Source organism: Streptomyces sp. SID5464, assembly GCF_009862985.1.
Taxonomy (GTDB): domain Bacteria; phylum Actinomycetota; class Actinomycetes; order Streptomycetales; family Streptomycetaceae; genus Streptomyces; species Streptomyces chartreusis_D.
This window is the reverse complement of the sequence record NZ_WWIQ01000009.1, coordinates 16,581-41,726: the sequence shown is the minus strand read 5'-3', so window position 1 is coordinate 41,726 and position 25,146 is coordinate 16,581. Positions and strand designations below refer to the sequence as shown.

General features: G+C 70.6%; 21 protein-coding genes. 6 read left to right on the top strand and 15 right to left on the bottom strand.

Features of this window, described 5'->3' with window-relative positions; genetic code table 11:
- Positions 1-1,215, bottom strand: coding sequence for a sedoheptulose 7-phosphate cyclase (locus GTY47_RS08605; protein ID WP_010034415.1), 1,215 nt, complete (start codon positions 1,213-1,215; stop codon positions 1-3).
- A gap of 56 nt (positions 1,216-1,271) precedes the next feature.
- On the bottom strand, positions 1,272-1,634 hold the full coding sequence (locus tag GTY47_RS08600) for a hypothetical protein (RefSeq protein ID WP_010034413.1): 363 nt from the start codon (positions 1,632-1,634) through the stop codon (positions 1,272-1,274).
- A gap of 137 nt (positions 1,635-1,771) precedes the next feature.
- Between GTY47_RS08600 and GTY47_RS41820 the strand changes: the two genes are divergently transcribed.
- The 4 genes from GTY47_RS41820 to GTY47_RS08580 are packed head-to-tail and all read left to right on the top strand — an operon-like array spanning position 1,772 to position 8,351.
- Positions 1,772-3,712, top strand: coding sequence for a glycosyltransferase (locus tag GTY47_RS41820; protein WP_158688383.1), 1,941 nt, complete (start codon positions 1,772-1,774; stop codon positions 3,710-3,712).
- 54 nt (positions 3,713-3,766) lie between these two features.
- The gene (locus tag GTY47_RS08590; protein ID WP_010034409.1) at positions 3,767-5,845 is read left to right on the top strand and encodes an aldo/keto reductase; all 2,079 of its coding nucleotides are present in this window, start codon (positions 3,767-3,769) and stop codon (positions 5,843-5,845) included.
- Positions 5,846-5,879: 34 nt separating this feature from the next.
- Positions 5,880-6,923: an NAD(P)-dependent alcohol dehydrogenase gene (locus GTY47_RS08585; RefSeq protein WP_010034407.1), complete on the top strand. Its 1,044-nt coding sequence runs from the start codon at positions 5,880-5,882 to the stop codon at positions 6,921-6,923.
- 57 nt (positions 6,924-6,980) lie between these two features.
- Complete coding sequence (locus tag GTY47_RS08580; RefSeq protein ID WP_029180785.1) at positions 6,981-8,351, top strand: GH1 family beta-glucosidase; 1,371 nt, start codon at positions 6,981-6,983, stop codon at positions 8,349-8,351.
- 17 nt (positions 8,352-8,368) lie between these two features.
- On the opposite strand, the gene GTY47_RS08575 is transcribed toward GTY47_RS08580, so the two are convergent.
- The gene (locus GTY47_RS08575) at positions 8,369-9,355 is read right to left on the bottom strand and encodes a TAXI family TRAP transporter solute-binding subunit (RefSeq protein ID WP_102514756.1); all 987 of its coding nucleotides are present in this window, start codon (positions 9,353-9,355) and stop codon (positions 8,369-8,371) included.
- 2 nt (positions 9,356-9,357) lie between these two features.
- Positions 9,358-10,902: a HAMP domain-containing sensor histidine kinase gene (locus GTY47_RS08570; RefSeq protein ID WP_010034400.1), complete on the bottom strand. Its 1,545-nt coding sequence runs from the start codon at positions 10,900-10,902 to the stop codon at positions 9,358-9,360.
- Between the two features lie 542 nt (positions 10,903-11,444).
- Here GTY47_RS08570 and GTY47_RS08565 point away from each other — a divergent pair.
- The gene (locus GTY47_RS08565; RefSeq protein ID WP_010034399.1) at positions 11,445-12,143 is read left to right on the top strand and encodes a response regulator transcription factor; all 699 of its coding nucleotides are present in this window, start codon (positions 11,445-11,447) and stop codon (positions 12,141-12,143) included.
- Between the two features lie 75 nt (positions 12,144-12,218).
- Positions 12,219-12,671, top strand: coding sequence for a nuclear transport factor 2 family protein (locus GTY47_RS08560; RefSeq protein ID WP_010034398.1), 453 nt, complete (start codon positions 12,219-12,221; stop codon positions 12,669-12,671).
- A gap of 96 nt (positions 12,672-12,767) precedes the next feature.
- Here GTY47_RS08560 and GTY47_RS08555 read toward each other — a convergent pair whose 3' ends face one another.
- From GTY47_RS08555 to GTY47_RS08505, 11 genes are all read right to left on the bottom strand, one after another.
- Positions 12,768-13,778 (bottom strand): alpha/beta hydrolase, encoded by a 1,011-nt coding sequence (locus GTY47_RS08555; RefSeq protein WP_010034396.1) that lies wholly within the window; start codon positions 13,776-13,778, stop codon positions 12,768-12,770.
- A gap of 32 nt (positions 13,779-13,810) precedes the next feature.
- Complete coding sequence (locus GTY47_RS08550; RefSeq protein WP_010034394.1) at positions 13,811-15,727, bottom strand: NAD(P)/FAD-dependent oxidoreductase; 1,917 nt, start codon at positions 15,725-15,727, stop codon at positions 13,811-13,813.
- A gap of 39 nt (positions 15,728-15,766) precedes the next feature.
- Positions 15,767-16,552 (bottom strand): 3-oxoacyl-ACP reductase, encoded by a 786-nt coding sequence (locus tag GTY47_RS08545; protein ID WP_010034390.1) that lies wholly within the window; start codon positions 16,550-16,552, stop codon positions 15,767-15,769.
- A gap of 64 nt (positions 16,553-16,616) precedes the next feature.
- Complete coding sequence (locus GTY47_RS08540; RefSeq protein WP_029180781.1) at positions 16,617-17,438, bottom strand: oxidoreductase; 822 nt, start codon at positions 17,436-17,438, stop codon at positions 16,617-16,619.
- Positions 17,435-17,935 (bottom strand): lipocalin-like domain-containing protein, encoded by a 501-nt coding sequence (locus GTY47_RS08535; RefSeq protein WP_010034384.1) that lies wholly within the window; start codon positions 17,933-17,935, stop codon positions 17,435-17,437. The genes GTY47_RS08540 and GTY47_RS08535 overlap by 4 nt, the downstream gene beginning before the upstream one ends.
- Entirely contained in the window at positions 17,928-18,272 is a 345-nt protein-coding gene (locus GTY47_RS08530) for an antibiotic biosynthesis monooxygenase (protein WP_010034383.1), read from the bottom strand. Before GTY47_RS08530 ends, GTY47_RS08535 begins: the two co-directional genes overlap by 8 nt.
- Before the next feature lie 10 nt (positions 18,273-18,282).
- Complete coding sequence (locus GTY47_RS08525; RefSeq protein WP_010034382.1) at positions 18,283-19,440, bottom strand: acyl-CoA dehydrogenase family protein; 1,158 nt, start codon at positions 19,438-19,440, stop codon at positions 18,283-18,285.
- Positions 19,441-19,479: 39 nt separating this feature from the next.
- Positions 19,480-20,556 (bottom strand): LLM class flavin-dependent oxidoreductase, encoded by a 1,077-nt coding sequence (locus GTY47_RS08520; protein WP_010034381.1) that lies wholly within the window; start codon positions 20,554-20,556, stop codon positions 19,480-19,482.
- A 21-nt stretch (positions 20,557-20,577) separates the two neighbouring features.
- Positions 20,578-21,303, bottom strand: coding sequence for an SDR family oxidoreductase (locus GTY47_RS08515; protein ID WP_010034380.1), 726 nt, complete (start codon positions 21,301-21,303; stop codon positions 20,578-20,580).
- Between the two features lie 137 nt (positions 21,304-21,440).
- Entirely contained in the window at positions 21,441-23,264 is a 1,824-nt protein-coding gene (locus GTY47_RS08510; RefSeq protein WP_010034378.1) for an ABC transporter ATP-binding protein, read from the bottom strand.
- The gene (locus tag GTY47_RS08505) at positions 23,261-24,958 is read right to left on the bottom strand and encodes an ABC transporter ATP-binding protein (RefSeq protein ID WP_029180780.1); all 1,698 of its coding nucleotides are present in this window, start codon (positions 24,956-24,958) and stop codon (positions 23,261-23,263) included. The genes GTY47_RS08510 and GTY47_RS08505 overlap by 4 nt, the downstream gene beginning before the upstream one ends.
- Positions 24,959-25,146 lie beyond the last annotated feature (188 nt).

Here is a 25,146-nt window from a genome sequence, read left to right as displayed (position 1 = left end):
TCACGCTCCTCGCTTTCCGGACGTCATGGCCGGCACGTCCGCGCCCCCGCGGAGATCCACCAGCATGTCCAGGGCCGCGTCCACCTCCGTACGGCTGACGTCGTTGACGAAGCGGACCCGGCCGATCCCGTCGGGCAACGGCAGCAGCTGCTTGCCGTCCCGGTGCTTGACGGTGTCGGCGAGCCCCCCGGCCATGAGTTCCGGTGTGCACACCGGGTGCCAGGCCGGCAGCTCCAGTCGGTCCATGACGCGCAGGATCCGCGTCAGGTCACCCCGGTCGAGCAACCGCCGCCGGTGGGCGAGCACGGCGCTGAACGCCATGTCGATGCAGACGGCCTCGCCGTGCAGCAACTCGGGCAGTGCCGTCATCTCGATCGCCGGCGAGAACGAGTGCCCGAAGTCCACGAGCCTTTGCAACTCGTGCTCCCAGAGGTTGGGCTGGAGTTCTTCGAGCATGCCGCCGATGGCCCGTGCCACCACCTCTTCCGCCACCCCCGCGCCGTCGGACGAACCCGCCGACTGCATCCGCTCGTCGACGAGGCGCGGGCCGTGCGCCTCCAAGTGCTCGAACAGCGCCGCGTCCTTGACCAGAGCCATCTTGAGGATCTCGGCGATCCCGTTCCGCAGGTGCCGGGGTGTGAGCGTCCGCAGGAACTCCCGGTCGATCAAGGTGACGGCGGAGGGGTGGTACGTCCCCAGACGGTTCTTGTGCCGGCGGAAGTTGACCCCGGTCTTCGCGCCGATGGCCGCGTCCACCATGCCGATGAGGGTGGTGGGCACGCGCATGTAGGGAGTGGACCGGCGATACAGGCTCGCGGCCAGGCCGACCAGGTCGGTGAGGACACCGCCGCCGATGGCGATGACGGGTTCGCGGCGGCGGGAGATCCCGAAGGCGTCCATCGAGGCGACGATCTCGAAGACCGTATCCATGCTCTTCACGGACTCGTGCGCGTCGACCACGCATATCTCGTGCTCGACTGCCTGATGGGCGAAGTACGCGCTGATCCGCGCCCCGTACAGCCTGTGTACGGTGGCGTCGACCACGACGAGGCGGCGCCCGGACCGTGCTCCCGCCGGGCCGCCCGCGGTGGCCAGCGTCGAGTTCGACGGGTCGAGCAGGCCGGGGCTCAGTACGACTTCGTAGCTGACTTCCTTGCTGGTGCTGACCTGCCAGGTGTGCTGTGCGTACCCCCTGTGGCGGGCTGGCTCCGCCACGGTGCGGCGGGGGCGTAAAGCCTCTGACGTCGAATCGGACTGGACTGTCATGTTCGTCAAGCCTTTCCTCGCATCGAGACATGGCTGTGCCGGCCCTTGGTGCTCCCGACGGGACGCCACCAGGACAGGGCGACGCTGTCGGCATCGAGGCAGTCGGGCTGTGCCATCGATTTCTGCGCGTGCCGGAAGGCCGTCATGGTGGCGGCGATGTCGTTCGTGGTGACGGTGAACACTGCGAGGTGGCTTCCCGGGCCGAGAACGTGCGGATCGTCGCTCTCGACGAGGGCGTATCGCTCGGCAGTGACGAAGTCCGGGACCTGTAGCACCTCATCGAGATGGAATTCGTCGTACCAGCGGTGGTACTCGGGTTCCTTGCCTGGTGCGGGGCGCGTATGGACGGCCAGAAAAAAGGTTGCCAATGTGCTCTCCCCCAGGGATGGGGCTACTGATTCAAGACCGCACGTCAGTGAACGGTCAAGAGCTTCCGGGAATTTGCCCTGCCTCCATTCCTTCTCGATTGATCCTCGAGTGACGTTCGAGTGGAGCGCCCGACTCTGTGTCACACGCTCTCGAGAAGAGGACTGATCCCTTGCGGATTGTTGAGTGCCACTACGAGTTCACGGGCTTCGACGACAGCCTCGTACGAGCGGGCACGTCGGTTTATCTGTGGAACCTGGTCCGGAAGTTCCGGGACGCCGGCCATGATGTGAGTGCGGTCACCCCTGCTCATGGTCTTCTCGGAACTCTGGCCGCGAGGCATCCGGTGGAGGATCTGCCCTGGGAGCTGGACGAGGAGGTGCCGGTCCGGCTGGACCCGTGCGTCTGGAACAGTCACCCCGAAACCGTCCGTCTCCGCCTCTCGGTTCGCGCCTCCCGGATAACGGTGGACGGTATCCCGATCGTGTTCCTGAGCGGCGGCCTGCTCGATCTGTATTCGGATGCTCTTTACCCTCCGGCGGAACACGAGGGAAAAGACATCGGATTCCTGAAGCCCCTGGCCTTCCAGATAGCGGCCGCCCGTTATCTGGCCGACCGGGAATCCCCGGGGACCGTGGTGCACCTCCATGAACCCCGCTATCACTACCTGCTGCCGGCCGCACTCGCCGGCCGCGGGCTCACCGTGGTGTCGACGGTGCAGACGAACCACCCGGTGAACATGAAGGTGTACGGGCCGGAAGTGCGGGGAGTTCTCGAACACCTGGGAGCCGACGCCTCGGTGACCGACGGACTCGTCGATCCTCCGCTGGACTCGTACCTGCACCGGGCCATGCGTGCGTACCTGCCGCGGACCGCGCTCTACGCCGACCAGTCCACGGAGTCGGCGGCGGACCACGTCAGTACGCTCGCGGTCGTGCTCCGCGCGGTCGCGGCACTGGACTTCCTCTCCGAGGGACAGATGCAGCACCTGCTCACGCAGGGCGGCACCCCCTTCGAGCAGCTCTTCGCGGAACTCGCCGTCGCGCGTGAACTGCGCCGGTACAAGGACCGCCTGGTCGTCTGCGGTTGCGCCATCGGCGACGAGTGGCTGACCGTCGAGCGAACCGGCGACCGGCGCCGCCGGACCCTGGGCGGGCTGGGGCTGGACCCAGGCCTGCCGACCATCTACCACGCCGGGCGCTACGCGTTGCAGCACAAGGGCCAGAAGGAGGTCTTCCGGGCCGTCGCGCGGCTTCTCGACGACGGTGTGCGCTGCAACGTGCTGCTGCACTGCCTCACCGCCGGGCCGCTCGACGACGCCGACCTCACCGGCCTGGCATCCCGGTACCCCGACCTCGTGCGGGTCCGCACCGAGGCGAGGACGACGACCGAGCTGATGGACTGGGCGCTGGCGAGCGATCTGTCGGTGTTCCCTTCCAAGTTCGAGCTGGACACGTTCGTGATGGCGATGGGCGAGGCCATGTCGGCGGGAACGATCCCGGTCGCCACGGCACAGCGGGGCATGGCGCACTTCCAGCACGCGTTCGACCTCGAGTCGCCTGGAGCCGCCGGTCTCGCGGTGCGGCGCTCGTTCCGTGTCGACGATCCGCTGCTGACGCAGGAGGTGTACGAGGGCCTGCGCCATCTGGTGAAGCTGATGGAAACCGACCCGGAACGGGTGTCGGCCCTCCGGGCGAGAGCTGTGGCGGTGGCGCGCCGGTTCACCTGGGACGCCGTGGCCCGGCGCTTCCTCACGGTGTTCGACGCGTGCCTGCGGGGCGAGGTCCCCTCGGCCGCGCTGGCGACGTCGTTTCCCGAGCCCGGCAAAGACGCGCCGAGCGCCGAACGGTGCGGAACGGCCGTACCGGAACGGGACCACGTCCTCGTTCGGTGGGACGACACCGAAGCCACGCAGGTCGAAGTCGTCTTCCCCGGTTCACCACCGGAGGTCGTGGCGCTCGATCCGCAACCGGACGGCTCCTTCGCAGGGCATGTTCCGCACCGGGGCGCCTCGACTCTCGCGGTGCTGGTGACCAGGTACGACGGCGGAGCGGCCTGGGCGGAACTGGCCGTGTCGTAGATCCCGGCGCATCGTCTCCCGGCCACCGTCGGCCCCAACGAATCGAGGACGGACATGCCCACGATCAAGAACGAGAAGGACTCGGCCGCACTGCGCCTGGCGATCCTCGGCTCCGGAAACATGGCGCGCCGGTTCCTGAAACAGTTGCCGGACAGCCGGCGGTGCGAGCTGCGCGCGATCGGCGACCGAGATCCGGAGCAGGCCCGCCTGCTCTGCGACGAGGTCGGCGACCTCTTCGCGGGCGACCCGATCTGGGGCACCGAAGACGACGTGCTCAGCTCTGCCCAGGTGGACGCGGTCTACATCGCCACGGTCCACACCACGCACGCCCGGCTCGCCATGCGGGCCGTCGCAGCCGGCAAGCACGTGCTGTGCGAGAAGCCGCTGACGGTCAACCACGCGCAGGCGATGGCGGTCGTGGACGCCGCGCAGCACACCGGAGTCCGCGTGGTCGAGGCCATGATGTTCCGTTTCCACCCGCAAATGGCCGCGGCCCGTGAACTCGTGCGCACCGGTGAGATCGGCGAGGTGCGTCACATCGACGCGGGATTCGCCTTCTTCGTACCCACCGACCCGAAGGCGCCCACGATCGTCACCGCCGACCTGGTCATCCCCGACGCGGGAGGCCTCACCGGGCGTCTGTTCGATCCGCAGCTCGCCGGTGGCGGGATCCTGGATGTCGGGTGTTATCCGATGTCCATCGCGCGTGCGATCGCGGGTGCCGCGGCGGGAGTCGACTTCCTTGAGCCGGTGAGCCTCACCGCCGACGGGAGCGTAGGCGAAGCCGGCGTCGACGAGTGGGCGATCGCGCGGATGCGGTTCGGCAACGGGGTGACGGCGTCCTTGCGGACCGGTGTGCGCATGGTCGACAACAACACCGTGCAGATCGTCGGGTCGAAGGGCACGATCGAGATGCTCGACCCCTGGGCGCTCTCCACGAGTCCTCAGGTGATCATCCGCCGTGTCGGACACCTGCCGGAACAGCGCACGTTCCCTGCGTCGGGCGCGTACGCGCTTCAGATGGACGCCTTCGCCGAGAGCGTGCGCGGCCCGGAGCCGGAGCAGCTCAGCAATGAAGACTCCCTGGGGAACACCGCGGCTCTCGACCGGTGGCGCGCGGCGATCGGGGTCCGCTACCCGTTCGAGCGGGACGACGCGACGATCACCACGGTGTCCGCGTACCCGCTGAGTGTCCCCGCGCCGGTCGGTGGGGCGGACCACCGCGGCCCGGGGCGGATCGAGGGGCTGGACAAGCCGCTCTCGCGGATCGTCATGGGATGCGACCACCAGCCCGATCTCTCCACCGCGTCCGCGCTGTTCGACCACTACGTCACGCTCGGCGGCAACGTGTTCGACACCGCCCACTTCTATCTCGACGGCCAGGCCGAGCGCCGACTGGGCAAGTGGATCGCCGACCGTGGCATCCGTGACGACGTGGTGGTGATCGGCAAGGGTGCCCACACGCCGGACTGCAACCCGGAGGCGCTGAGCCGTCAGCTCCTGGAGTCCCTGGACAGACAGGGCACCGGTCACCTCGATGTCTACCTGCTGCACCGCGACAACGAGGACATACCGGCCGGCGAGTTCGTCGACGTCCTCAACGAGCACGCGGACGCCGGCCTGGTGCGCGTCTTCGGCGGCTCGAACTGGTCGATCCAACGGGTGGAGGAGGCCAACGCCTGGGCACGCGCCAACGGCAAACGCGGCTTCTCGGTGCTCAGCAACTACTTCGGTCTCGCCGAGCCCCACGACTTGCCGTGGCCCGGCTGCCTGGACGCGTGCGACGCGGAGTCGATGCGCTGGCTGACCGAACGGCAGATGCCCCTGCTCGCCTGGTCGGCCCGCTCCCGCAACTTCTTCGTCCGGGCCGATCCCTCGGACCTGACCGACGAACTGCTGGTGCGGTGCTTCTACGGGTGCGAGAACTTCGAGCGGAAGCGGCGAGCCGAGAAGCTGGCCCGTGACCACGGAGTCTCGCCCTCGGCGATCGCCGTGGCTTATGTACTGCACCAGCCCTTCCCCACGTTCGCCATGTACGGGCCCAAGACGCTCGCGGAGTCGCGCGCGAGCTTCAGGGCCGTCGAGATCGACCTGTCCGCGGAACAGGTCGCATGGCTGCGAGGTGAGTCGTGACCAGCTGTCCCGCAGGACCGGCGGGGTCCCGGTCATGAAGACGCCCGCTCTGGCCGTCGACGTCGCGGGCGGCCCCTTCGTCCCCACGACGCTCGACCGGCGCGAACCGCGTGGCGACGACGTGCAGATCGATATCGCCTTCACCGGGATCTGCCACAGCGACCTCCACCGGGTCCAGGGGGACTGGGACAACGGAGTCTTCCCGATGGTCCCGGGACACGAGATCTCCGGCGTGGTCGGCGCCGTGGGTGAGGACGTGTCGGCGTACCGGGTGGGAGATCGCGTCGGCGTCGGCGTGATGGTCGACTCCTGCGGGACTTGTGAGCACTGCGTCGGCCACCAGCAGCAGTTCTGCGTCGACGGGGTCGTCGAAACATACAACTCCCGTGCCTACGACGGATCGTTGACCTACGGCGGGTACAGCCGGAGCATCGTCGTCCGGGAGCCGTTCGTGCACCGCATCCCGGACGGCATCGAGCTCAGTGGTGCCGCCCCGCTCCTGTGCGCCGGGATCACGGTGTACTCGCCACTGCGCCGCTGGGGTCCGGTCGCCGGCCGGAAGGTCGCCGTCGTCGGCATCGGCGGGCTGGGGCACCTGGCGGTGAGAATGGCGGCCGCGATGGGGGCCGAGGTCACCGCCCTCAGCCGTGGCGGCGAGAAACGTGCCGACGCCCGGCGGCTGGGAGCGGTCGACCACCTGGCGACCGAGGGCCCATCCGGTCTCGGCGGTTCCCGGAACCGGTTCGACCTGATGCTGAACACCGTCTCGGCGCCGCTGGACATGGACCCTTACCTCGCCGCGCTCCGGCCCGGAGGGGTCCTGGTCAACATCGGAGCCCCGGGGGTCCCGCTCAGCTGTGACCCGTTCTCGCTCATCGCGGGGAACAGGGCCATCGCCGGTTCGATGATCGGAGGGTCGGCCGAGACCAAGGAGATGCTCCGGTTCTGCGCGGAGAACGACATCTCCACGGAGGTGGAAGTGGTCGACGCGGCGGAGATCGAGTGGGCGTACCGCCGTGTCCGGGACGGCGACGCGCGGTACCGCCTCGTCATCGACGCCACGACGATCGGCACGTGAGTGTTCTGCCCGCTGTTTCGAGGGAAAGGGCTGCAAACATTGTCTGCCGAGAAGGACTTGCGTAGGTTCCCGGCCGATTTCCGGTGGGGAGTGTCGACGGCGTCCTACCAGATCGAAGGAGCCGTCGACGAGGACGGCCGCGGCCGATCCATCTGGGACGTCTTCTCCCACACGCCGGGGACCATCGCCCGGGGGGACAACGGTGACGTCGCCTGCGACCACTACCACCGGTTCCGCGAGGACATCGCGCTGACCCGTGATCTCGGAGTGGGGGCGTACCGCTTCTCGGTGGCATGGCCCCGGATCCAGCCGGAGGGCCGCGGACCGGTGGAGCGCCGGGGAATCGACTTCTACCAGCGGCTGGTCGACGAACTCCTCGACGAGGGAGTGGAACCATGGCCGACGCTCTATCACTGGGACCTGCCCCAGGCCCTGGAGGAGCGTGGCGGGTGGCGCGTCCGGGACACCGCCGAGCGCTTCGCCGAGTACGCCGCGCTCGTGCACGACGCGCTCGGCGACCGCGTCACCTGGTGGACGACCCTCAACGAGCCCTACTGCGTCGCCTTCCTGGGGCACGCCACCGGCGAACACGCTCCCGGCGCCCGGGAAGGACATGGAGCACTGGCGGCCGCACATCACCTGATGGTCGGGCACGGACTCGCCGTGCGGGCGATGCGGGCACAGCAACGTGGCGAGGAGAAGTTCGGCATCACCCTCAACCTCAGCGACGTCACGCCGGCTTCGGAGGACCCGGCCGATCTGTCCGCCGCCGAGCGGCTCGACCTTCTCCAGAACCGGGTGTTCACCGATCCGCTCCTGGGCGGAACCTGGCCCAAGGGGGAACCGGAGGTGTGGTCGCAGATCAGCGACTTCGGATTCCGCGATGCGGACGACCTCGCGCTGATCCGGCAGCCCCTGGACTTCCTCGGGGTGAACGTCTACGCACCGGCCTACGCCAAGTACGCGCCCACGGCGGACCCGGACCCCGCCTTCCGGACGGCGGCCGACATCGACGTGGAGCGCGTGGCGCCGGCGGAGCTGCCGCGCACCGCGATGGGGTGGCCGGTCGAACCGGCCGCGATGACCAGGCTGTTGCGCCGGCTCGACGAGGACTACGCACTGCCTCCGGTCTACATCACCGAGAACGGCGCGGCGTACCGCGACGTCGTCGACGCGACGGGCTCCGTTCCCGACCCCGAACGCATCGAGTTCGTCGACGCCCATCTCGGGGCGCTCCAGGCCGCCATGGCGGAGGGAGTGGACGTCCGCGGTTACTTCTGCTGGTCCCTGCTGGACAACTTCGAGTGGGCCTACGGCTATGCGAAGAGGTTCGGACTGGTCTACGTCGACTACGACGATCTGCGGCGGATCCCGAAGTCCAGCTACTACTGGTACCGGGACATGATTCGTGCCCAGCGCGCCGGGTAGCGTCCGCAGCCCGGAACTCAGCCGTGCACTTCCCGGTAGGCGGCGACCGCACCGGGATGCAGCGGAACGGCGCCGGTGGCGATGAGGCTCGGCGCGTCGAGGAACTGTGTGCCAACCGACTCCTCGGGGACCAGGCGGTCGGCGCGGAGAACCAGGAGCCTGGTGACCGCCGCGGCCACTGCGTCGGGGAGATCGGGACGGCACAGAAGGAGATTGGCCACACCGATCGTGGCGACACCGGCCGTTCCCTGGTAGGCGTCCGACGGCACGGTCACTTCCTCCAGCCAGTCGTCGTCCGGTCCGCCCAGGGCGCGCAGCCCGGGGAGCAGGTCCGCCAGCGGGAGCAGCCGGAAGCCGGGCCGGGTGTCCAGCCCCGACAGCAGCGGCAGGGGCACGCCTCCCGCCACGAGCAGGCCGTCGATCGTGCCGCTGCGCAGGGCACGCGCCGCCTCTGGCATCAACAGATGGACGACCCGTACGTCCTTCCCCGGCGTCAGGCCGGCCGCGCGCAGCAACTGCCCGCCGAGTGCCGCCCCGCCTGATTCCGGGGCTCCGAGCGAGACGGTCCTCCCGGCCAGTTCCGGAAGACTGCGGATGCCCGAGTCCGCGCGTACGGCCAGTTGCAGGTAGTTCTCGTAGACCCGGCCCAGCGCGCGCAGCGGCGTGCGCCCGTGGAAGGGCGCGTTGCCCGCCATCGCGGCCGCTGCCGTGTGGGCCAGAGCTATCGCCAGTTCGGCACGTCCGGTGCCCAGCAGTCCCACATTGGCCACGCTGGCCTCGGTGAACACGGGGCGACAGATCATGGGCGGAACGGCCTCGGCGCACTCGGCGGCGAGGAGACGGCTGAACGCCGCGTAGAACCCGCTCGGTTCGCCGGACGCGATGCGCAGGACGCCCGCCCGGTCCGTGCCCAGGTGCGGCTCGTCCGCGGTGAGACCGCTCAGCAGCCCACCGGTGGACACGGCGGCCAGGCCGAATCGCAGCAGGGGCCTGCGACGGATCACGGTCAACCCACCCGACCCCCCACCTGGTCCGGGCCCGGAAACATCACCGACGGCCGGTGGCGAGCGCACGGCACCCCGGCCGTGAGCCTCGTGTCCTCGGGCGGGGGACCGCACGACGTGCACGGGGCATTGCCCGGGCCGTCCCCCAAGCGGGTCCCTGCCGGGGCCCGCGGCAGGAAGACCCGCACGCTCAACCCGTGGGGGGAGACCGCACGGAAGTCGAGCCGTCCGCCCCGTCCAGCGGCGATCCGCTCGACGATGGCCAGCCCCAGACCGCTGCCGCGCACCGTGCGGTGCCGGCCGCTCCGCCAGAAGCGGTCACCGAGGTGGGCGAGCTCCTCCTTCGTCAGACCCGGGCCGTTGTCCTGGACCTCCAGCACCGCCCAGGGGCCTTCGCAGGCGGCGTCGACCACGACCTCGGACCCCGGGCCGGCGTACTTGAGCGCGTTGTCCACCAGGACATCGACCACCTGGGCCAGCTCCGTCTCCGTGCAGGCCGCCATGGCGATCGGCGAGTCGTGCGCCCGGAGCGACACGCCGCCCTGGTCGGCCACCGGCCGCCACAGCTGGACCCGGTCCGAGGCGACCGCGGCCGCGTCACAGCGCTCGTCTCTCCGCCTGCCGTTGACGGTCAGCTCCCCGGCCCGCTGCTCCGCGGTGGCGAGAGCGAGCAGATCGTCGAGGAGCCGCTCCATGCGCTCCAGTTCGCTGGTCACCCCCGAGTAGGTGCGGGAGGCGGAGGGGGGCAGCCGTGACCCGAGCGAATCGACCCGCAGTCGCAGAGCCGTCAGAGGATTGCGCAGCTGGTGCGACGTGTCGGCCACCAGACGCCGCTGCTGATCCAGGGCGGCCGTGACGGTGTCGGCCATGCGGTTGAAGCCGGTGACCAGCTTGCGCAGTTCGGGCGGCCCGCCGACCTGGGTCTGCCGTGGCGGGAGGCCCGCGGCGAGTTCACCGACCGCGCGGTCGAGGCGGTGCAATGGACGCACCACCCAGCGGGTCGCGGCCAGCGCGAGCACGACGCAGGCCACGGCGACCAGGCCCGTGCCCAGGAGGATGAGGCCCCAGCGGACGGAGATGTCATGAGCGGCGGCGTCCACCGAGGCACGCAGGACGACGGCGCCGGTCACCCGTGTCCCGCTGCCCGCAGGCCGGGCGAACAGCCGGTCGTCCCGATTCCACGGGCGCAGCGTGCTCGTGGGGGACACGGGCTGATTGCGCAGTGCCGCGTCCACCAGCCGGCCCACCACGGGGTCGGACGCCCGCATGCCGCCGGTCTGCGCCACCGGCGCCCGATGGGCGTCGACGATCACGACGGCCTCCCCGTAGAGCTGGGTGTAGCGCGTGGCCTCGGCGACGAGCGCCCTGGTGTCGCCGGTGCGCTCGGCCTGGTCGGTCAGCGTGGCGAAACGGTCCAGGGTGCCGGAGCGCGCCACTGTCAGTTGCTGAGTGCGTTCGGATGCGGTGAGGGTCAGGAGCGGCACGGTGAAGCCGGCGAGGGCGAGTACCGCGAAGGCGAGCAGGGCCGTGAGTACTCTGGCGCGCACTGAAGCCTCCGTTTCCTTAGCGGCTTCCCTCAGCCACCGAACCGATCGCCGACACCGAGGATGGCGGTGAGAACGTCAGCACGCCCGAGCTGCCGCCGGCGGCTCGCCGCGGTGCCCGGCCGCGCAGCCAGGCCGACTTCCACGTCCCCAGTCGGCAGTACCCGTACGGTCCCCCTTCCCCGTATCCGGTCACCGACGCCACTCGGCACCCTCGGCGGACGACTCGGTGGCCTCCTCCAGCGACGAGTCGTCCGATGTCTCGCTCATCCGAATGTAAACGAGCAACCAGGCCGGCACACACACCGTTACGAACACCGCCACGGTCAGGGAGTGGGGAGTTCCTCGGGACACGACGTGTTTCGGACAGTTGTCGGCGTCTTGCCATGGCAAAAGGCCGCCAATCCGGAAAAGGCTCCGCTTACGGGTGGAGCCCGTTGTGTACCGAGGAGCGGGCGGAGGGCACTATGGATGGCGGTAACAGAGGGGGGCCTGACCGATGTACACGAGTCACCGAACGGGGTTTGTGAGTGAAGGCTCTTCTGGTGGAAGACGACTTAGCCGTTGCCGAAGCGCTGACGGAAGGGCTGGAGGAACACGGCTGGAGTGTCCGGCATCTCGCGCTGGGCCTGGAAGCGCTGCGTGATGCCGACACCGCGGACATCATTCTCCTCGATCTGAACCTGCCGGACATCGACGGCCTCGAACTGTGCCGCCGGCTCCACGACCGCACCCACGTCCCGATCATCGCCGTGACCGGTCGCTCCGACTCGTTCGACCAGGTGCTGTGCCTGAGACTGGGCGCGGACGACTACGTCGTGAAGCCCTACCGGCTCCACGAACTGCTGGCGAGAATGACGGCGGTGCTGCGCCGCACCTCACAACAGGTCGCCCGACCCGGAACGGCGGGCGCCGCCAGGGACGACCAGATACCGACCATGCAGAACGAGGTCCTGCGGCACGGACCGCTGCTGGTGGACCTGCGGCAACACGTCGTGTCGGTGGGGGGCGCCCCGGTGAGTCTGACGCGCAAGGAATTCGAACTCCTGGTTCTGCTGGCTTCCTCACCCGGCCGGGTCTTCACCCGTCAGTACATCGGCGAAACGGTGTGGGCCGAACAATGGGTGGGCAGGTCCCGGACCCTTGACTCCCATATCGCCGCCCTGCGCAGAAAGCTGGGCCACCGCGACTGGGTCGAGACCGTCCGTGGTGTGGGCTTCCGGTTCGTCGCCCCTCCCTCGTGACCCTCCGCGCGCGGTCGTGGGTGCCGCATGCGTTCCTTGAGTGGCCCTCTAGGAACACCGCACATCCTGCAGAGCATGGAATCCGGACAGAGCTTCACCGACCTGTACGTGACTGTCCAGCAGTTCTACGCGGAGCAAATGAGGATGCTGGACGACGGAGACTTCGAGGGGTATGCATCGACGTTCACGCCTGACGGAGAATTCACTCATACTCCTGGCCGGCCGGCGGCCCGTACTCCCGCGGGGATCGTCAGGGAACTCGAGGAGTTCCACAGGCGCTTCGAGGGCCGCCGGGTACAGCGACGTCATTGGTTCAACATGCTGGGGGTGGTGGACAAAGGGGACGGAACCATCGAGACCACCATGTACGCGCTGGTCGTCACCACCGAGGGCGAGCGGATTCCGGAGATCGCGCCGAGCTGTGTGGTGAGTGACGTCCTCGCCTACGAGAACGGACGTCTCAGGACAAGGTCCCGGGTGGTCGGGCACGACCACGTACGGGCACCGGACAGGGCCGCCGCCGGCTGAGCGCAGGAGAACCCGGCCACGAGCCGGCCGGCGGGAACCGCGGACGCCCCGGTGGATCGACGATCCACCGGGGCTCGTTCATGCCCGCACCGGCCCTTATGCGCGGCCTTGTGCGCCGAGGAGCCGCCGCAGCCAGCCCAGGCGTGCCCTCCGGGCCTCCCGCGAGATTCGGGCCCGGGGGACGAGGGCGTCGAAGTTGTGGAAGGCCCCCGGCCACACATGCAGCTCAGCCTGCCCACCCGCCCGCCAGAGACGGTCCGCGTAGGCGATGCTCTCGTCACGGAAGGTCTCCGCCGAACCGACGTCGAGGTACGCCGCTGGCAGGTCCGACAGGACGGTGGCCCGGGCCGGCGCGGCGGAGTACGGCACGTCCGGACCGCCGCGGGCCGGGCCGAGCAGGGCCGCCCAGCCGGTTTCGTTGCTGGCCCGGTCCCAGACCCCACGGCCCGACATCTGCCACCCGGAGACACTGTCGTTGCGGTCGTCGAGCATGGGGCTGACCAGCAGCTGTCCGGCCGGCCGAGGGCCACCGCGGTCACGGGCCAGCAGGGCGACCGCGGCGGCCAGACCGCCGCCGGCGCTGCGCCCGGCCAGTACGAGCCGGTCCGGATCGATGCCCAGGTCGTCCGCGCGCGCCACCGTCCAGAGCAGACCGGCGTAGCAGTCCTCGACCGGACCGGGGTGGGGTGTCTCCGGCGCCAGCCGGTACTCCACCGAGACGACCGAGAGCGCCAACTCCCCGGCCCAGTCCATGATGTCCGCCAGTCCGGAGCGGTTGTCACCGAAGAACATCCCGCCGCCGTGGATGTAGTAGACCGCCGCGGTGGCGGCAGCGGCCCGGGTGGGACGGCAGACGAGCAGCGGGACCGGGGGAGCCCCGGGCGGTCCGGGGGCCGATCGCTCCTCGACGGTGAACGCTCCGTGACGGCACAGCTCCTCGTCCGTGGGTCCCCGGGGACTGCGCCTGCGCAGCTCGGGGATCATGTCGCTGGTGATCGAGGACGGCACCGACGCGGTCAGCGAGGGCAGTTCGGCCGCCAGCTCGGGATCGAACGGCGGTGGCGGCCCGGTCTCGACCGAGTTCCGGCGAGTAGTGGGGGCAGACATCAAGACGCTCCTGGGACGGGGTGGTGAGACGCTCATTCCATGAGGTAGTCGCCCGGATCGACGGCACGGGTGCGCTGCCAGTACTCGAGCGCGGAGAACGGCCAGTTCTGCGGCGAACGGCCGTGCTCGTTGACGTACCAGGTGCGTACGGAGGTCCAGCCCCAGGCCCGTTCGCGGGTGGCCTCGTCGATCCAGGCGTTGTAGCGGTCGTGCACGTCCTGCCGGACCTCCATGCACGGGCGCCCCGGGCCGGTGAGGCGCCGCAGCGCGTCCATCACGTAGGTCACGGCGCACTCGGAGAAGAACAGGATGCTGTTGCCCTGCCCCACGAGGTTGGTGTTGGGGCCGTAGAGGCAGAAGAAGTTGGGGAAGCCGGGAACGGTCGTGCCGAGATAGGCCCGGGCGTCGCCGTTCCAGGACTTGTGCAGATCGGCTCCGCCCCGGCCCGTCACGGACATCGGCTCCAGGAAGCGGTCGGCCTGGAAACCGGTGCCGTAGACGATGACGTCCGCCGCGTACCGGGCGCCGTCAGCCGTGCGCAACCCGCCCGCGTCGATCTCGGTGACGGGCTCGGTGACCAGGGTGACATCGTCGCGTTTCAGCGTGGCGAACCACCGGCCGTTGTCCCTGACCACCCGCTTGGAGCCCACGGGATAGCCGGGGATGACCCGGGGCAGCAGCTCGGGGGCGTCCGACAACTGGGCCTCCATGGCGGCGACCAGCACCGCTCGGACCCGCTCGTTCTCCGCCGACACGGCCCGCTCCGACACCGGGTACCGAGGGTCGACGACCCAGGGCGCCCCCTGGAGTCCGGGAGCCGCCAGCACGAAGCGGTACCACATGGCGTAGTGGGGAACGTGCCGGAACAGCCACAGGGCGCCCTCGGACAGGGGCTTGCCGTAGTCCGGGCTGGGGCGCATCCACGGTGGGGTGCGCTGGAAGACCAGCAGGTGGCGCGCCGCCTCGGCGATCTCCGGGACGAACTGGAAGGCACTGGCCCCAGTGCCGATCACGGCGACCCGTCGGCCGGCGAGATCCACCGACGCGTCCCAGCGCGCGGAGTGGAAGGCCGGCCCGGTGAAGGTGTCGCGCCCGGGGATGTCCGGCAGCCGCGGCCGGTTGAGCTGCCCCACCGCGCTGATGACGGCCCGGGCCCGGTCCCGCACCGGGCCCTGGTCCGTCGTCACCTCCAGGGACCACTCCCGCCGCTGTTCGTCCCACTGGGCGCTCGTCACCTCGCTGCGGAACCGGATGTGCTCGTAGAGCCCGAACTCCGTGGCGAACGTCCGGAAATAGCCCAGCAGTTCCTCCTGGGTACAGAAGTGTTCGGGCCAGTCGGTCCGGGTGGCGCACGCGAAGGTGTAGAGATGGCTCGGGACGTCGACCCGGCACCCGGGGTAGGTGTTCTCCAGCCACGTCCCGCCGACCTCGGCGTTCTTCTCGTACACCACGAACGGAACCCCCGCCTGGGACAGCCGGTGGGCCGCGAGCAGTCCGCTGGGTCCGGCTCCCACAATGACCACCCGGAAGTCCCGCGCGGCCGTCTCGTCGAGCTTCCAGTCCGGTGCGCCGGTGTCCGAGCCGGGTGGCTGCACCTGCTCCCTGAGCAGCGGCATGAGGTCCGTGGTGTCACGGCCCATGACCCATGAGCTGGCGGTGTGCAGCAGATCCGGGTCCGGTGCCGAAGGAGGTGCCCGGAAGCGGCGGTCCCGCAGATCGCGCAGCACCCGCAGGGCCCTGGCCCGCACGGCGTCCTGCCGGTCCGGTGACAGCCCGCCCTGCTCCTGGTGCAGCCAGCCGCGCCCCGCCGTGCCCGAGGGCAGCAGGGAGAGATCGCCGGTGAGCTGTACCAGCGTCAGCAACAGGGCGGGTACATCCGCTTCGCGCAGGTACTCCGCCAGGACGTCGTCGTCCAGGTCGATCGGTTCGAGCGGTCCGCTGAAGGCCATGGTGGTCCCTTCCCAGTGCTGCCTCACCGGCGGTCGGGCTCAGTAGTTGCCCAGCCCGCCGCACACGTTCAGGGCCTGGGCCGTGACCGCCGAGGCGCTCGGACCGGTGAGGTACTCGACCATGGCGGCCACTTCCTCAGGGGTGACGTACCGGCCGATCGGCACCCTGTTGGTGATGCGCTCGAAGGCCTCCTCCTCCGAGACCCCCCAGATCGCCGCGTAGTGCTCCCGCACGCGTTCCGCCATGGGCGTCTCCACGAAGCCGGGGCAGACCGCGTTGACCGTGATGCCGGTGCGGGCCAGCTCCAGGCCGAGCGCCTTGCTGAGCCCGACGACTCCGTGCTTCGAGGCGGAGTACGGGGCTGCGTGGACGACGCCCTGCTTGCCGCCCGTGGAAGCGATGTTGATGATCCGTCCGGACTCCTTCTTCAGCATGCCCCCCTTGGTCAGCACTTCCTTGGTCATGAGGAACACGCTGTTCAGATTGGTGTTGATCACGTCGTACCAGAGCTCGTCGGAGAGTTCGGCCGTGGCCCCGCCGCCGCTGCGCCCCGCGTTGTTCACCAGTACGTCCACCGGCCCGTAGCGCTGTACCGCCGACGCGACGAACCGGCGCACGTCCTCGGGCTCGGCCACATCACACGTCTCGCCGTCGACCTCGGCTCCCTCGTCGCGGAGGGTCTTCAGTGTGGCGTTCAGCCGCTCCTCGTCACGCGAGCAGATGTACAGGCTCGCGCCGCGCCGGCCGAACTGCCGGGCGATGGCCATGCCGATGCCGCTGGTGGCACCGGTCACCAGGACCACCTCGCGCTGCTGTGCACTCATGGATCCTCCGTCTGTTGTGGAGTGTTCAATCGGGTGGGAACGCACTCGGAACCGCCGACGGCGGTCAGACGGTTCTCAGCAGGCCGCCGTCGATGACGACCTCGCTCCCCGTGATGTAGGCGGCGGCCGGTCCCGCCAGGAACCGCACCAGGCGGGCGACCTCGCCGGGCTCCGCGAACCTGCCGAGCGGGATCCCGCCGATGCCGTCGGCCATGGCCTTCATGGCCGCTTCGCCGTCCGTGAGCTCCATGGCCTCGGCCGCCTGCTCCGCCAGCCCGCCCGGAGCCGTCCACAGGGGCGTGCGCACGGGACCCGGTGAGACCGTATTGACGCGGATGCCCTCTGCCGCGAACTCGGCGGACAGGGATTTCGACAGGCTGTTCAGGGCGGCCTTGGCGGCCGCGTAGTCGACGACGTTGGGCGCGGGAAGCCGCGCGTTGACCGATGAGACGTTGACGATCGAGCCGCCGGAGTGTTCCAGCATCAGGGGCAGGACGGCCCGGACCGCGCGCACCGTGGTCAGCAGGTTGAACTCGACCGTGTGCATCCAGTCGTCGTCGGAGACCGACCGGAAGCCGCCGAAGCGAGGCTCCCCGCCGGGGAATCCGCCCACGTTGTTCACCAGGATGTCCGCTCGGCCGAAGCGGTGTTCGGCCGTGCCGACCAGGCGACCGGGGCCGTCGGGGGTGGCGAGGTCGACGTCCACGGCGTACAGCCGGTCCGCATCCGCAACGGGCAGGTCGGCAAGGTCCGCCCCGGCCGTGCGGCTTCCCGCGACCACGCACGCGCCGGCGAGGAGGAACTCCTCGCAGACGGCGCGGCCGATCCCCCGGCCGGCACCCGTGACCACTGCAACCTTCCCGCTGAGCCCTTCCGCGGACGTCATCCCGGGCCCCTGGCGTATCCGGCGGAGGCCGGCGCCCCGTCGGCCCCGTCCGACGTACGGCGTCGCCAGGTCAGCACACGCTGCCGGACGCGACCCCCGACCGGTGCCCGGCCGATGAGCTCCAGCCGGTCCCCCCGCAGGCGTACCTCGCGCTCGAGGTCCTGCCCGAGCTGGTAGGTGTGGGTGCTGACCTCCACGTGGTGCACTAGCCGTGTCCCCTCCAGCCGCCAGGTGCCCGCGTATCCCATGTACTCGGTGGTGCGCGGCCGCCCGTCAGCCGGTCCGGCGGCCTCGGCGTGCTGTCCGGCGCGTCGCATCATCGACACGGACATGGCGCCGTTCGGTTCGTAGATGAGAAGGCCTCCGGGATCGGCTCCCAGCGGACCTTCGACCGTGCCGCCGCCCTCGTCGTCGACTTCACGGAACGCCACCAGCTGCCAGACCCCGACCAGTTCGGCCGGGCGGACGCGCGGCGCGCCCGCCGTGTCGTCAGTCATGCCGGAACACCTGGCAGGGGATCGGCCTCGGCGCCGAGGTCGCGTGCCGGGCGATGGAGGCGTCGAGCTCCCGCTTGCGCGGATCCTGGAGGAAGTTGCGCTGGTAGTGGTCCTCGTCGGTCCATTCCGCGTGGTTCACGACCGTCCGGCCGTCCGCCGCCAGGTGCAGTCGCGTCGAGACGTACCCGGGGCAGTGGCGCACCCACGTGTCGATGTGTTCCTGCACGGCCGCGGCGAGGTCGCGCTGTTCCTTCGGGCCGGGGGTGTCGAGCAGGATGAACAGGACGTGGCCGCCGTCGCTGTCGTACGAGGCCTGATCCCGCGGGGTGTGGTCCATGGTGTCGTCCTCACTTCGCTTCGGTCGGTGGGTGCTGACTCGACGGGGCGAAGACGGCCTGCGCGAACGGGCCGCTCGCCTGTTCCAGTTGAAGGGCGAAATGGCTGGCGCCGGAATGGATGTCCCGCCAGAACCGCTGGGCCCGGTCGCCCTCGTCCTGCCCCGCGGTGCCCGACGCCACGAAGATCCGCTCGGCCGCGTCGCGCAGCAACTCGGTGGCGAACGACCAGTTCCTCAGGTGCCGGGGGACGGCCGAGCGGAGATCGGAACCCGAGTCCGCCGCCCGGGCGATGGAGCGCAGGAGCAGAGCGGCGGCTTCGACCTCGGCGCTGCTGCGGGTGAGCACGGTGCGCACCGAGACACGGTCGCGGGCGGGAGCTCCGGTGTGCGTGTCGACCTTGCGGCCGATCCAGTCGACCCAGTGCTCCACCAGTCCCCGCGCGGCGCCCAACAGAGGCCCAGCGAAGGACAGGCCGTTCACCGCCTTGAGCGGCGCACGGCAGCTCACCGGCCCGTCACCGGCCCGGAGTCCGGCTTCGAGGGCGGCCCGGGTGAAGGACCGGTGCTCCGGTACGAAGAGTTCCCGTACCACCACGGTGTTGCTGCCCGTGGCCCGCATCCCGACGCTGAACCAGGTGTCCGCCACTTCGTAGTGCTCCCGGGGAATGACGAAGCACCAGGGCTGTGACTCGCTGCCGACGGCGCCCGGGGCGCAGATCAGGGCCCAGTCGGAGTAGTCGGCTCCGCTGACGTAGGCCCAGCGTCCCGTGACCCGCCAGCCGCCGGACACCCGCGTGGCGGTCCCGCACGGCACGAGCGCCCCGGCGATCAGGGCGTCGGGATGCTCGCCCCAGACCTCGCGCCGCCCCCGCTCCGGCAGATGGACCGCCATGCGTCCGGTGTGGGCGGCGATCGACGCGCTCCACCCCGTCGAGGGACAGGCGGCCGCCACGGGGACGACCAGGTCGAGGAGCTCTTCGTAGCCGCCCTGGGAGCCGCCGAAGGCGGTGGGCACGAAGTGCCGGGCGAAGCCGGCGCCGCGCAGTCCCGTCACGACGTCCGGCGGCAGTCTGCGCTGCTCCTCGGCCTGTTCCGCGTACTTCGCCGCCGTCGCGGCGAGGTCGGCCACGGCGGCGGGTGGCTCGACGGCAGTTCCCCACAGGGACATGAGATGTTTCCTTCCGTCCGGAGGGCGGTTCGGGGATCGCTACGCGGGGTGGTGAACCGGGCGGCCCGGCGGCGGGCAGGCCGTGGCCCGTTCCGCCATGAACAGGGCGTGGGCCCGTTTGGCCTCGCTCAACTGCCGGATCTTCTCCGGCGTCTCCACCTGTGCCGCCGTGATCATGATTCCCAGACAGCTCGCACCGGCGTCGGCGTACCGGCGCATCCGAGCGGCCACCCGGCGGGGCGGTCCGACGAGGGCGGTCATGTCGATGAATTCCAGGGGGACGGCCGCGGCGGCCGCGGCCCGGTCGCCGGCGCGCATCCTGGCGTGGATCTCCTCGGGGGCGTCGGCGAAGCCGTACCGGCGCAGGAGCCGGCAGAAGAAGTTCGTCGCGGGGTCTCCGACGCCGAGTAGGCCCGCGTAGTGCGTCCGCAAGGCAGCGGCGGCCCGCTCGACGCTGTCGTCGATGTACGTGGCCGCACAGGGCAGGACATCGAAGGGCCGTTTGGTACCGCCCACGCTGCCCCGGCCGATCTGCGTCACCGCGTCGGCCACGTCCTCGGGGGTGGTGAAGGCGCCGATCCACCCGTCCGCGATCTCCCCGGCCAGCCGGCGTGTCCCCGGGCTCGAGGCCCCGAGGTAGACGGGAACGCGGGCGTCCCCGGGGGCCATGCCGAGCCGCAGGGGCGTGTTGCGGTGCCGATCGCCTGCCGGAAGACGGAAGTGCTCACCGCTGAAGCGCACTTCCTCGCCGGCGAGAGCCCTGCGCACGATGGTGACGTACTCCCTGAGCCGGCCCAGCGGGTGCTCGAACGCGACCCCGTGCCACCCTTCCGACACGTCCGGGTTGGAGACCCCCAGGCCCAGGCTGAAGCGACCTTGCGACAGAACGTGCAGCGACGCGGCCGCGGTGGCGGTCGCGGCGGGGCTCCTGGCCGGGAGTTGCAGCACTCCGGGCAGGAGGCCGATGCGCCGGGTGTGCGAGGCGACGCAGGACAGCACGGTGAGCGCGTCACTGCGGAAGTTGTCGGAGGCCAGTACGGTCCGGTATCCGAGTTCCTCCGCCGCTCGGGCGAGGGGGAGGGCGCCGTCGAGGCCGATGTTCACTGCCAGTTCCATGCCGTCGTCCAGCCCTTCCGTTCAGACCAGGTGGGCGCCGCCGTCGACGCCCAGGACCTCGCCGGTGGTGTATGAGGTGCCGGCCAGCCAGAGCACGGACTCCGCCACCTCCTGGGGGGTTCCGATGCGGCGGAGGGGTGTCACCGACTCCGCGTGCTCCCTGATGTCGCCGAAGTCCGCGGTCCACGGGGTGTCGATCAGTCCCGGAGCGACCGCGTTGACGCGGATCTCCGGACCGAGTGCGGCCGCCAGCAGGCGCGTCATGTGGTTGACGGCCGCTTTGCTGACCGCGTACGGGATGGAGCTGCCCACCGGACGACCCCCCGCCACGGAGGACACGTTGACCACGACGCCGCGTGCGCGCCGCAGCATGTCCACGGAGGCCTGGGTCGTCGACCACGTCCCGATGAGATTCACGTCGAGGATCTCGCGCCAGACGTCGTACGAGACTTCGTCGACCGCCCGGTGTGCGATGCGGCGCGTCACCCCGGCGTTGTTGACCAGCACGTCGAGACGTCCGCACTCCTGCTCGACACGCTCGACGAGGGTGCGCACCTGCGCGGGATCGCCCACGTCCGCCTGGACGTAGTGGGCGCCCGGCAGGGAGGCGGCCAGCTCGGTGCCCGCGTCCGGGGAGCGCGCGGAGTTCAGCACCACCCGCATGCCGCGCTCCGCCGCCAGTGTCGCGACGGCCTTTCCGATGCCTGAGGTCGCACCGGTCACCAGGATGACGCGGTGGTCTCGCATGCTCACTCCCCAGCCTCGATGCCCCAGCGCCGGTCGCCTGCGCCGACCGGGTCCGACGGGCCTCATCGTGCTGGCCGGGGCTCAAGGAGTGGTCGGGAGCTGATAAACCGGGTGACGGCGGGCTTCGCCGACGGGCCTCACGTGGTCGTGTCGGACCAGCCGCCGTCGAGTCGGGCGTGGAGCGCGGCGTACCGGCCGCTGCGGGCCGCGAGTTCGGCGTGCCGGCCCCTCTCGACGACGCGTCCGTCCTCCATGACGAGGATGGTGTCCGCGTCCCTGACCGTGGACAGCCGGTGGGCGATCACGATGCTGGTCCGTCCGCGGCGCAGGCGGGCGGTGGCTTCGCGGATCAGCAGTTCGGTGCGGGCGTCGACCGCACTCGTCGCCTCGTCCAGCACCAGTACCTCCGGGTCGCAGAGGAAGACCCTGGCGAGGGCGATGAGCTGCATCTGGCCGGTGCTGAGACCACCGCCGTCCTCGCCCACCACGGTGGCGTACCCGTGGGGAAGGGCCCGGACGAAGTGGTCGGCGCGGGCCGCCCGGGCCGCCCGACGGATGTCGTCCTCGCTCGCGTGGTCGACTCCGTAGGCGATGTTCTCGGCGATGGTCCCGGTGAACAGCCAGGGGTCCTGGAGCACCGCACGGACCCGTCGGTGCAGGATGTCGCGGGGCAGCTCGGCGATGTCCGTGCCGTCGAGCAGGACGCGTCCGGACCAGGGCGCGTGGAAGCCGAGGAGCAGGTTGACGACCGTGCTCTTGCCCGCGCCCGTGGGGCCGACGATCGCCACTGTCTCCCCGGGGGCCGCTTCGAACGAGAGGCCCTCGAAGAGCACGCGGTCGGGTGTGTATCCGAAGGTGACGTCGTCGAACCGGATCCGCCCGGAGACGTCGTGCGGACGCGCGGTCGTCCTGGCGGGCTCGTGCGTCTCCGGCGCGTCGAGGAGAACCAGGACGCGCCGGGCCGAGCTCAGGCCCGACTGGAGCACACCCACGACGGATGCCACGGCCGATGCCGGGCCGCCGAGCTGGAGCGTGTAGGTGACGAACGCCTGGACGTCGCCGACGGACAGTTCGCCGCTCGCCGCGCGCACACCGCCCAGGACCGCGACGAGCACGTAGCCGAGGTAGCCGATGAACGTCGTCGCGGGGCTCATCACCCCGGCGAGGAACTGGGCGCGCAGACCGGCCCGGTAGAGCCGGCGGTTCCGCTCGGCGAACGCCTGCCCGGCCCTGTCCGTGCGTCCCCCGGCGACGAGTTCGGTGTGCCCGGTGACGGCCTCCTCCACGAAGGCGTTCACCTCGCCGACGGCATCCCACTGCCGCGCGTACTGCGGACGCGAGTGCCGGGCGAGTGCTTGCGTGACGAGTGCGGAAGAGACCAGCATGCCCACCGCCACCACCGTGAGCGCCGGGGACAGCCACAGCATGGCGGCGAGCAGTCCGGCCAGGGTGAGCAGCGCGGCGGTGATCTGGGTGAGGGCCTGCTGGAGGGTCATCGACGTGTTCTCGATGTCGTTCGTCATCCTCGACAGGACGTCACCGCGCGGCCTGCCGTCGAGGTAGGCCATCGGCAGCCGGGACAGTTTGGCCGAGACCGCCTCCCGCAGCCGGTAGGCCGTGCCCTGCGCCACGCTCTGGGCCAGCCGGCCACGCCCCCAGGCGGCGGCCGCCGAGGCGAGGACGAGCACCGCGGCCAGGACCAGGAGCCTGCCGGCCGCCGTGAGGTCGACACCGCCGGCACCGCGCACACCGGCCACCACGAGGTCGGTGACCGCGCCCAGCAGCCGGGGGACGACCAGGGACAGCCCGACGCTGAGGGCGCTGAGCAGGAGACAGGCGACCAGCCTCGTGCGGTCGTGCGCCGCGGCGGTCACCAGACGCAGCGCCGGCCGGGCGGACGGCGCCTTCTCCTGGGGCCCCTCCTTCTCGTGCTCGTCGGCACGGCCCTTCCCGACAGTCACGACGCCTCCACTCGGCCGCCGCGCGCGAGCACGATGTCCCGGTAGACGGTGTTGTCCGCCAGGAGGTCGGCGTGCGGGCCCTGTCCGACCACGCGGCCCCGGTCCAGCACGACCACGCGGTCCGCCGCCCGCAGCGTCGCCATGTGCTGGGAGACGACGAGGCGCGCGGCGGTGCGTGTCTCGTCGTCGAGGACGGCGCGCAACCGTGCGGCGGTGCCGGCGTCCAGGGCGGAGAAGGGCTCGTCGAGGAGGTACACCGACGGCCGCTTGAGGAGCAGTTGGGCGATGGCCAGGCGCTGCCGCTGCCCGCCGGACAGGTTGGCGCCGCCCGCGCTCACGGGGGCGTCCAGTCCGTGACCGGTCGCCTCGACGAAGTCCCGGGCCTGTGCCAGCTCCAGGGCCCGCCACAGCGCCCGGTCGTCGGCCTCGGGGGCGCCTCGGCGCAGGTGTTCGGCCACGGTGCCCGAGAAGAGGTACGGCCGTTGTGTGAGGAGGCCGATCGCCTCGGCCAGCGTGTCGCGGTCCAGTGCGCGCACGTCCCGCCCGCCCACGGCGATCCTGCCGCCGTCCGGGTCGCCCAGCCTGGCCACCAGGTGCAGCAGGGTCGTCTTGCCGCTGCCGACCGCGCCGGTCAGCACGACCGTCTCACCGGGAGCCACGGTCAGCGAGACCGAGTGCAGCGCGGCGTCCTGAGCGCCCGGGTAGCGGAAGCCCACGGATTCGATCAGCACCCCCGGCGGGTGGACGGGCCTGCCCACGCTCTGCCGTGGCAGGTCGACGGTGGCCCCGGTCCGGAGCACCTCCTGTACCCGCCCGACACTGGCCCCGGCGCGCGAGGCCTGGAGGAAGACGCCCATGGCCATCATGACCGCCTGGAGCATCAGGGACAGGTAGTGCAGGAAGGCGATGACCGTGCCCATCTCGATGTCGTCCGCGGCCACGCGCACACCGCCGAACCACAGCACCGCGATCGAGGACAGCTCGATGACGACGGTGAACGTCGGCATGATCAGGGCCTGGGCCCGGCCGAGGGCGAGACCGGTGCGCATCATCGCCCGGTCGGCGATCCGGAAGCGGGCCTCCTCATGGCTGTCGCGATCGAACGACCGGGTGGTGCGGATGCCCGCGAGGCGTTCCCGCATGATCCGGTTGATGTGGTCCAGGCGCTGCTGCACGGCGGCGGACAGCGGCAGCGTCCGGCGCAGGACCAGCCAGAGCGCCACGGTGAGCGTCGGCAGGACCACCGAGAGGACGAGCCCCAGCGGGGCGTCCTGACGCAGGGCCAGTGCGGCGCTGCCCACCGCGGTGAGCGGGGCGACCACCATGACCGTCAGGGCGTTGAGGGCGAGTTGCTGGATCTGCTGCACGTCCTGGGTGCCACGCGTGATGAGACCGGCCCGGCCGATACGGCTCACCTCGTGGGCCGACAGCGCCAGGATCCGGGAGAAAACGGCCTGGCGCAGCTCCCGTCCCCAGGCCAGCGCGATGGTGGCGCTCAGGTAGGCCGCACCGCCCGCGCAGAGCACCTGAGCACAGGTCACGGCCAGCATCACCATGCCGAGTTCGACGACATGGCCACTGTCGCCTCTGAGCACGCCGTCGTCGATGACGTCCGCGTTCAGCGCGGGAAGCCAGAGCATCGCGAGCATCTGCCCGGTCTGGAGCAGGGCCACCAGGCCGAGTCGACGCCGCATGGAGCGACTGACGGCGTGTAAGAGCAAGAGGTCCTCCCGGGGACGGCGACCACGCCAGGTGGGGCGGGGCTGGAGGTTCCACCCTGGCCTTCTCACTCGTGGATAACAAGTCACTGCTTCTTATATTCGTGGCTTGAACCGCACTGTCAGCCAGTTCGCCGAGAGAATGCCAAGTGTTAGCTTGGTAA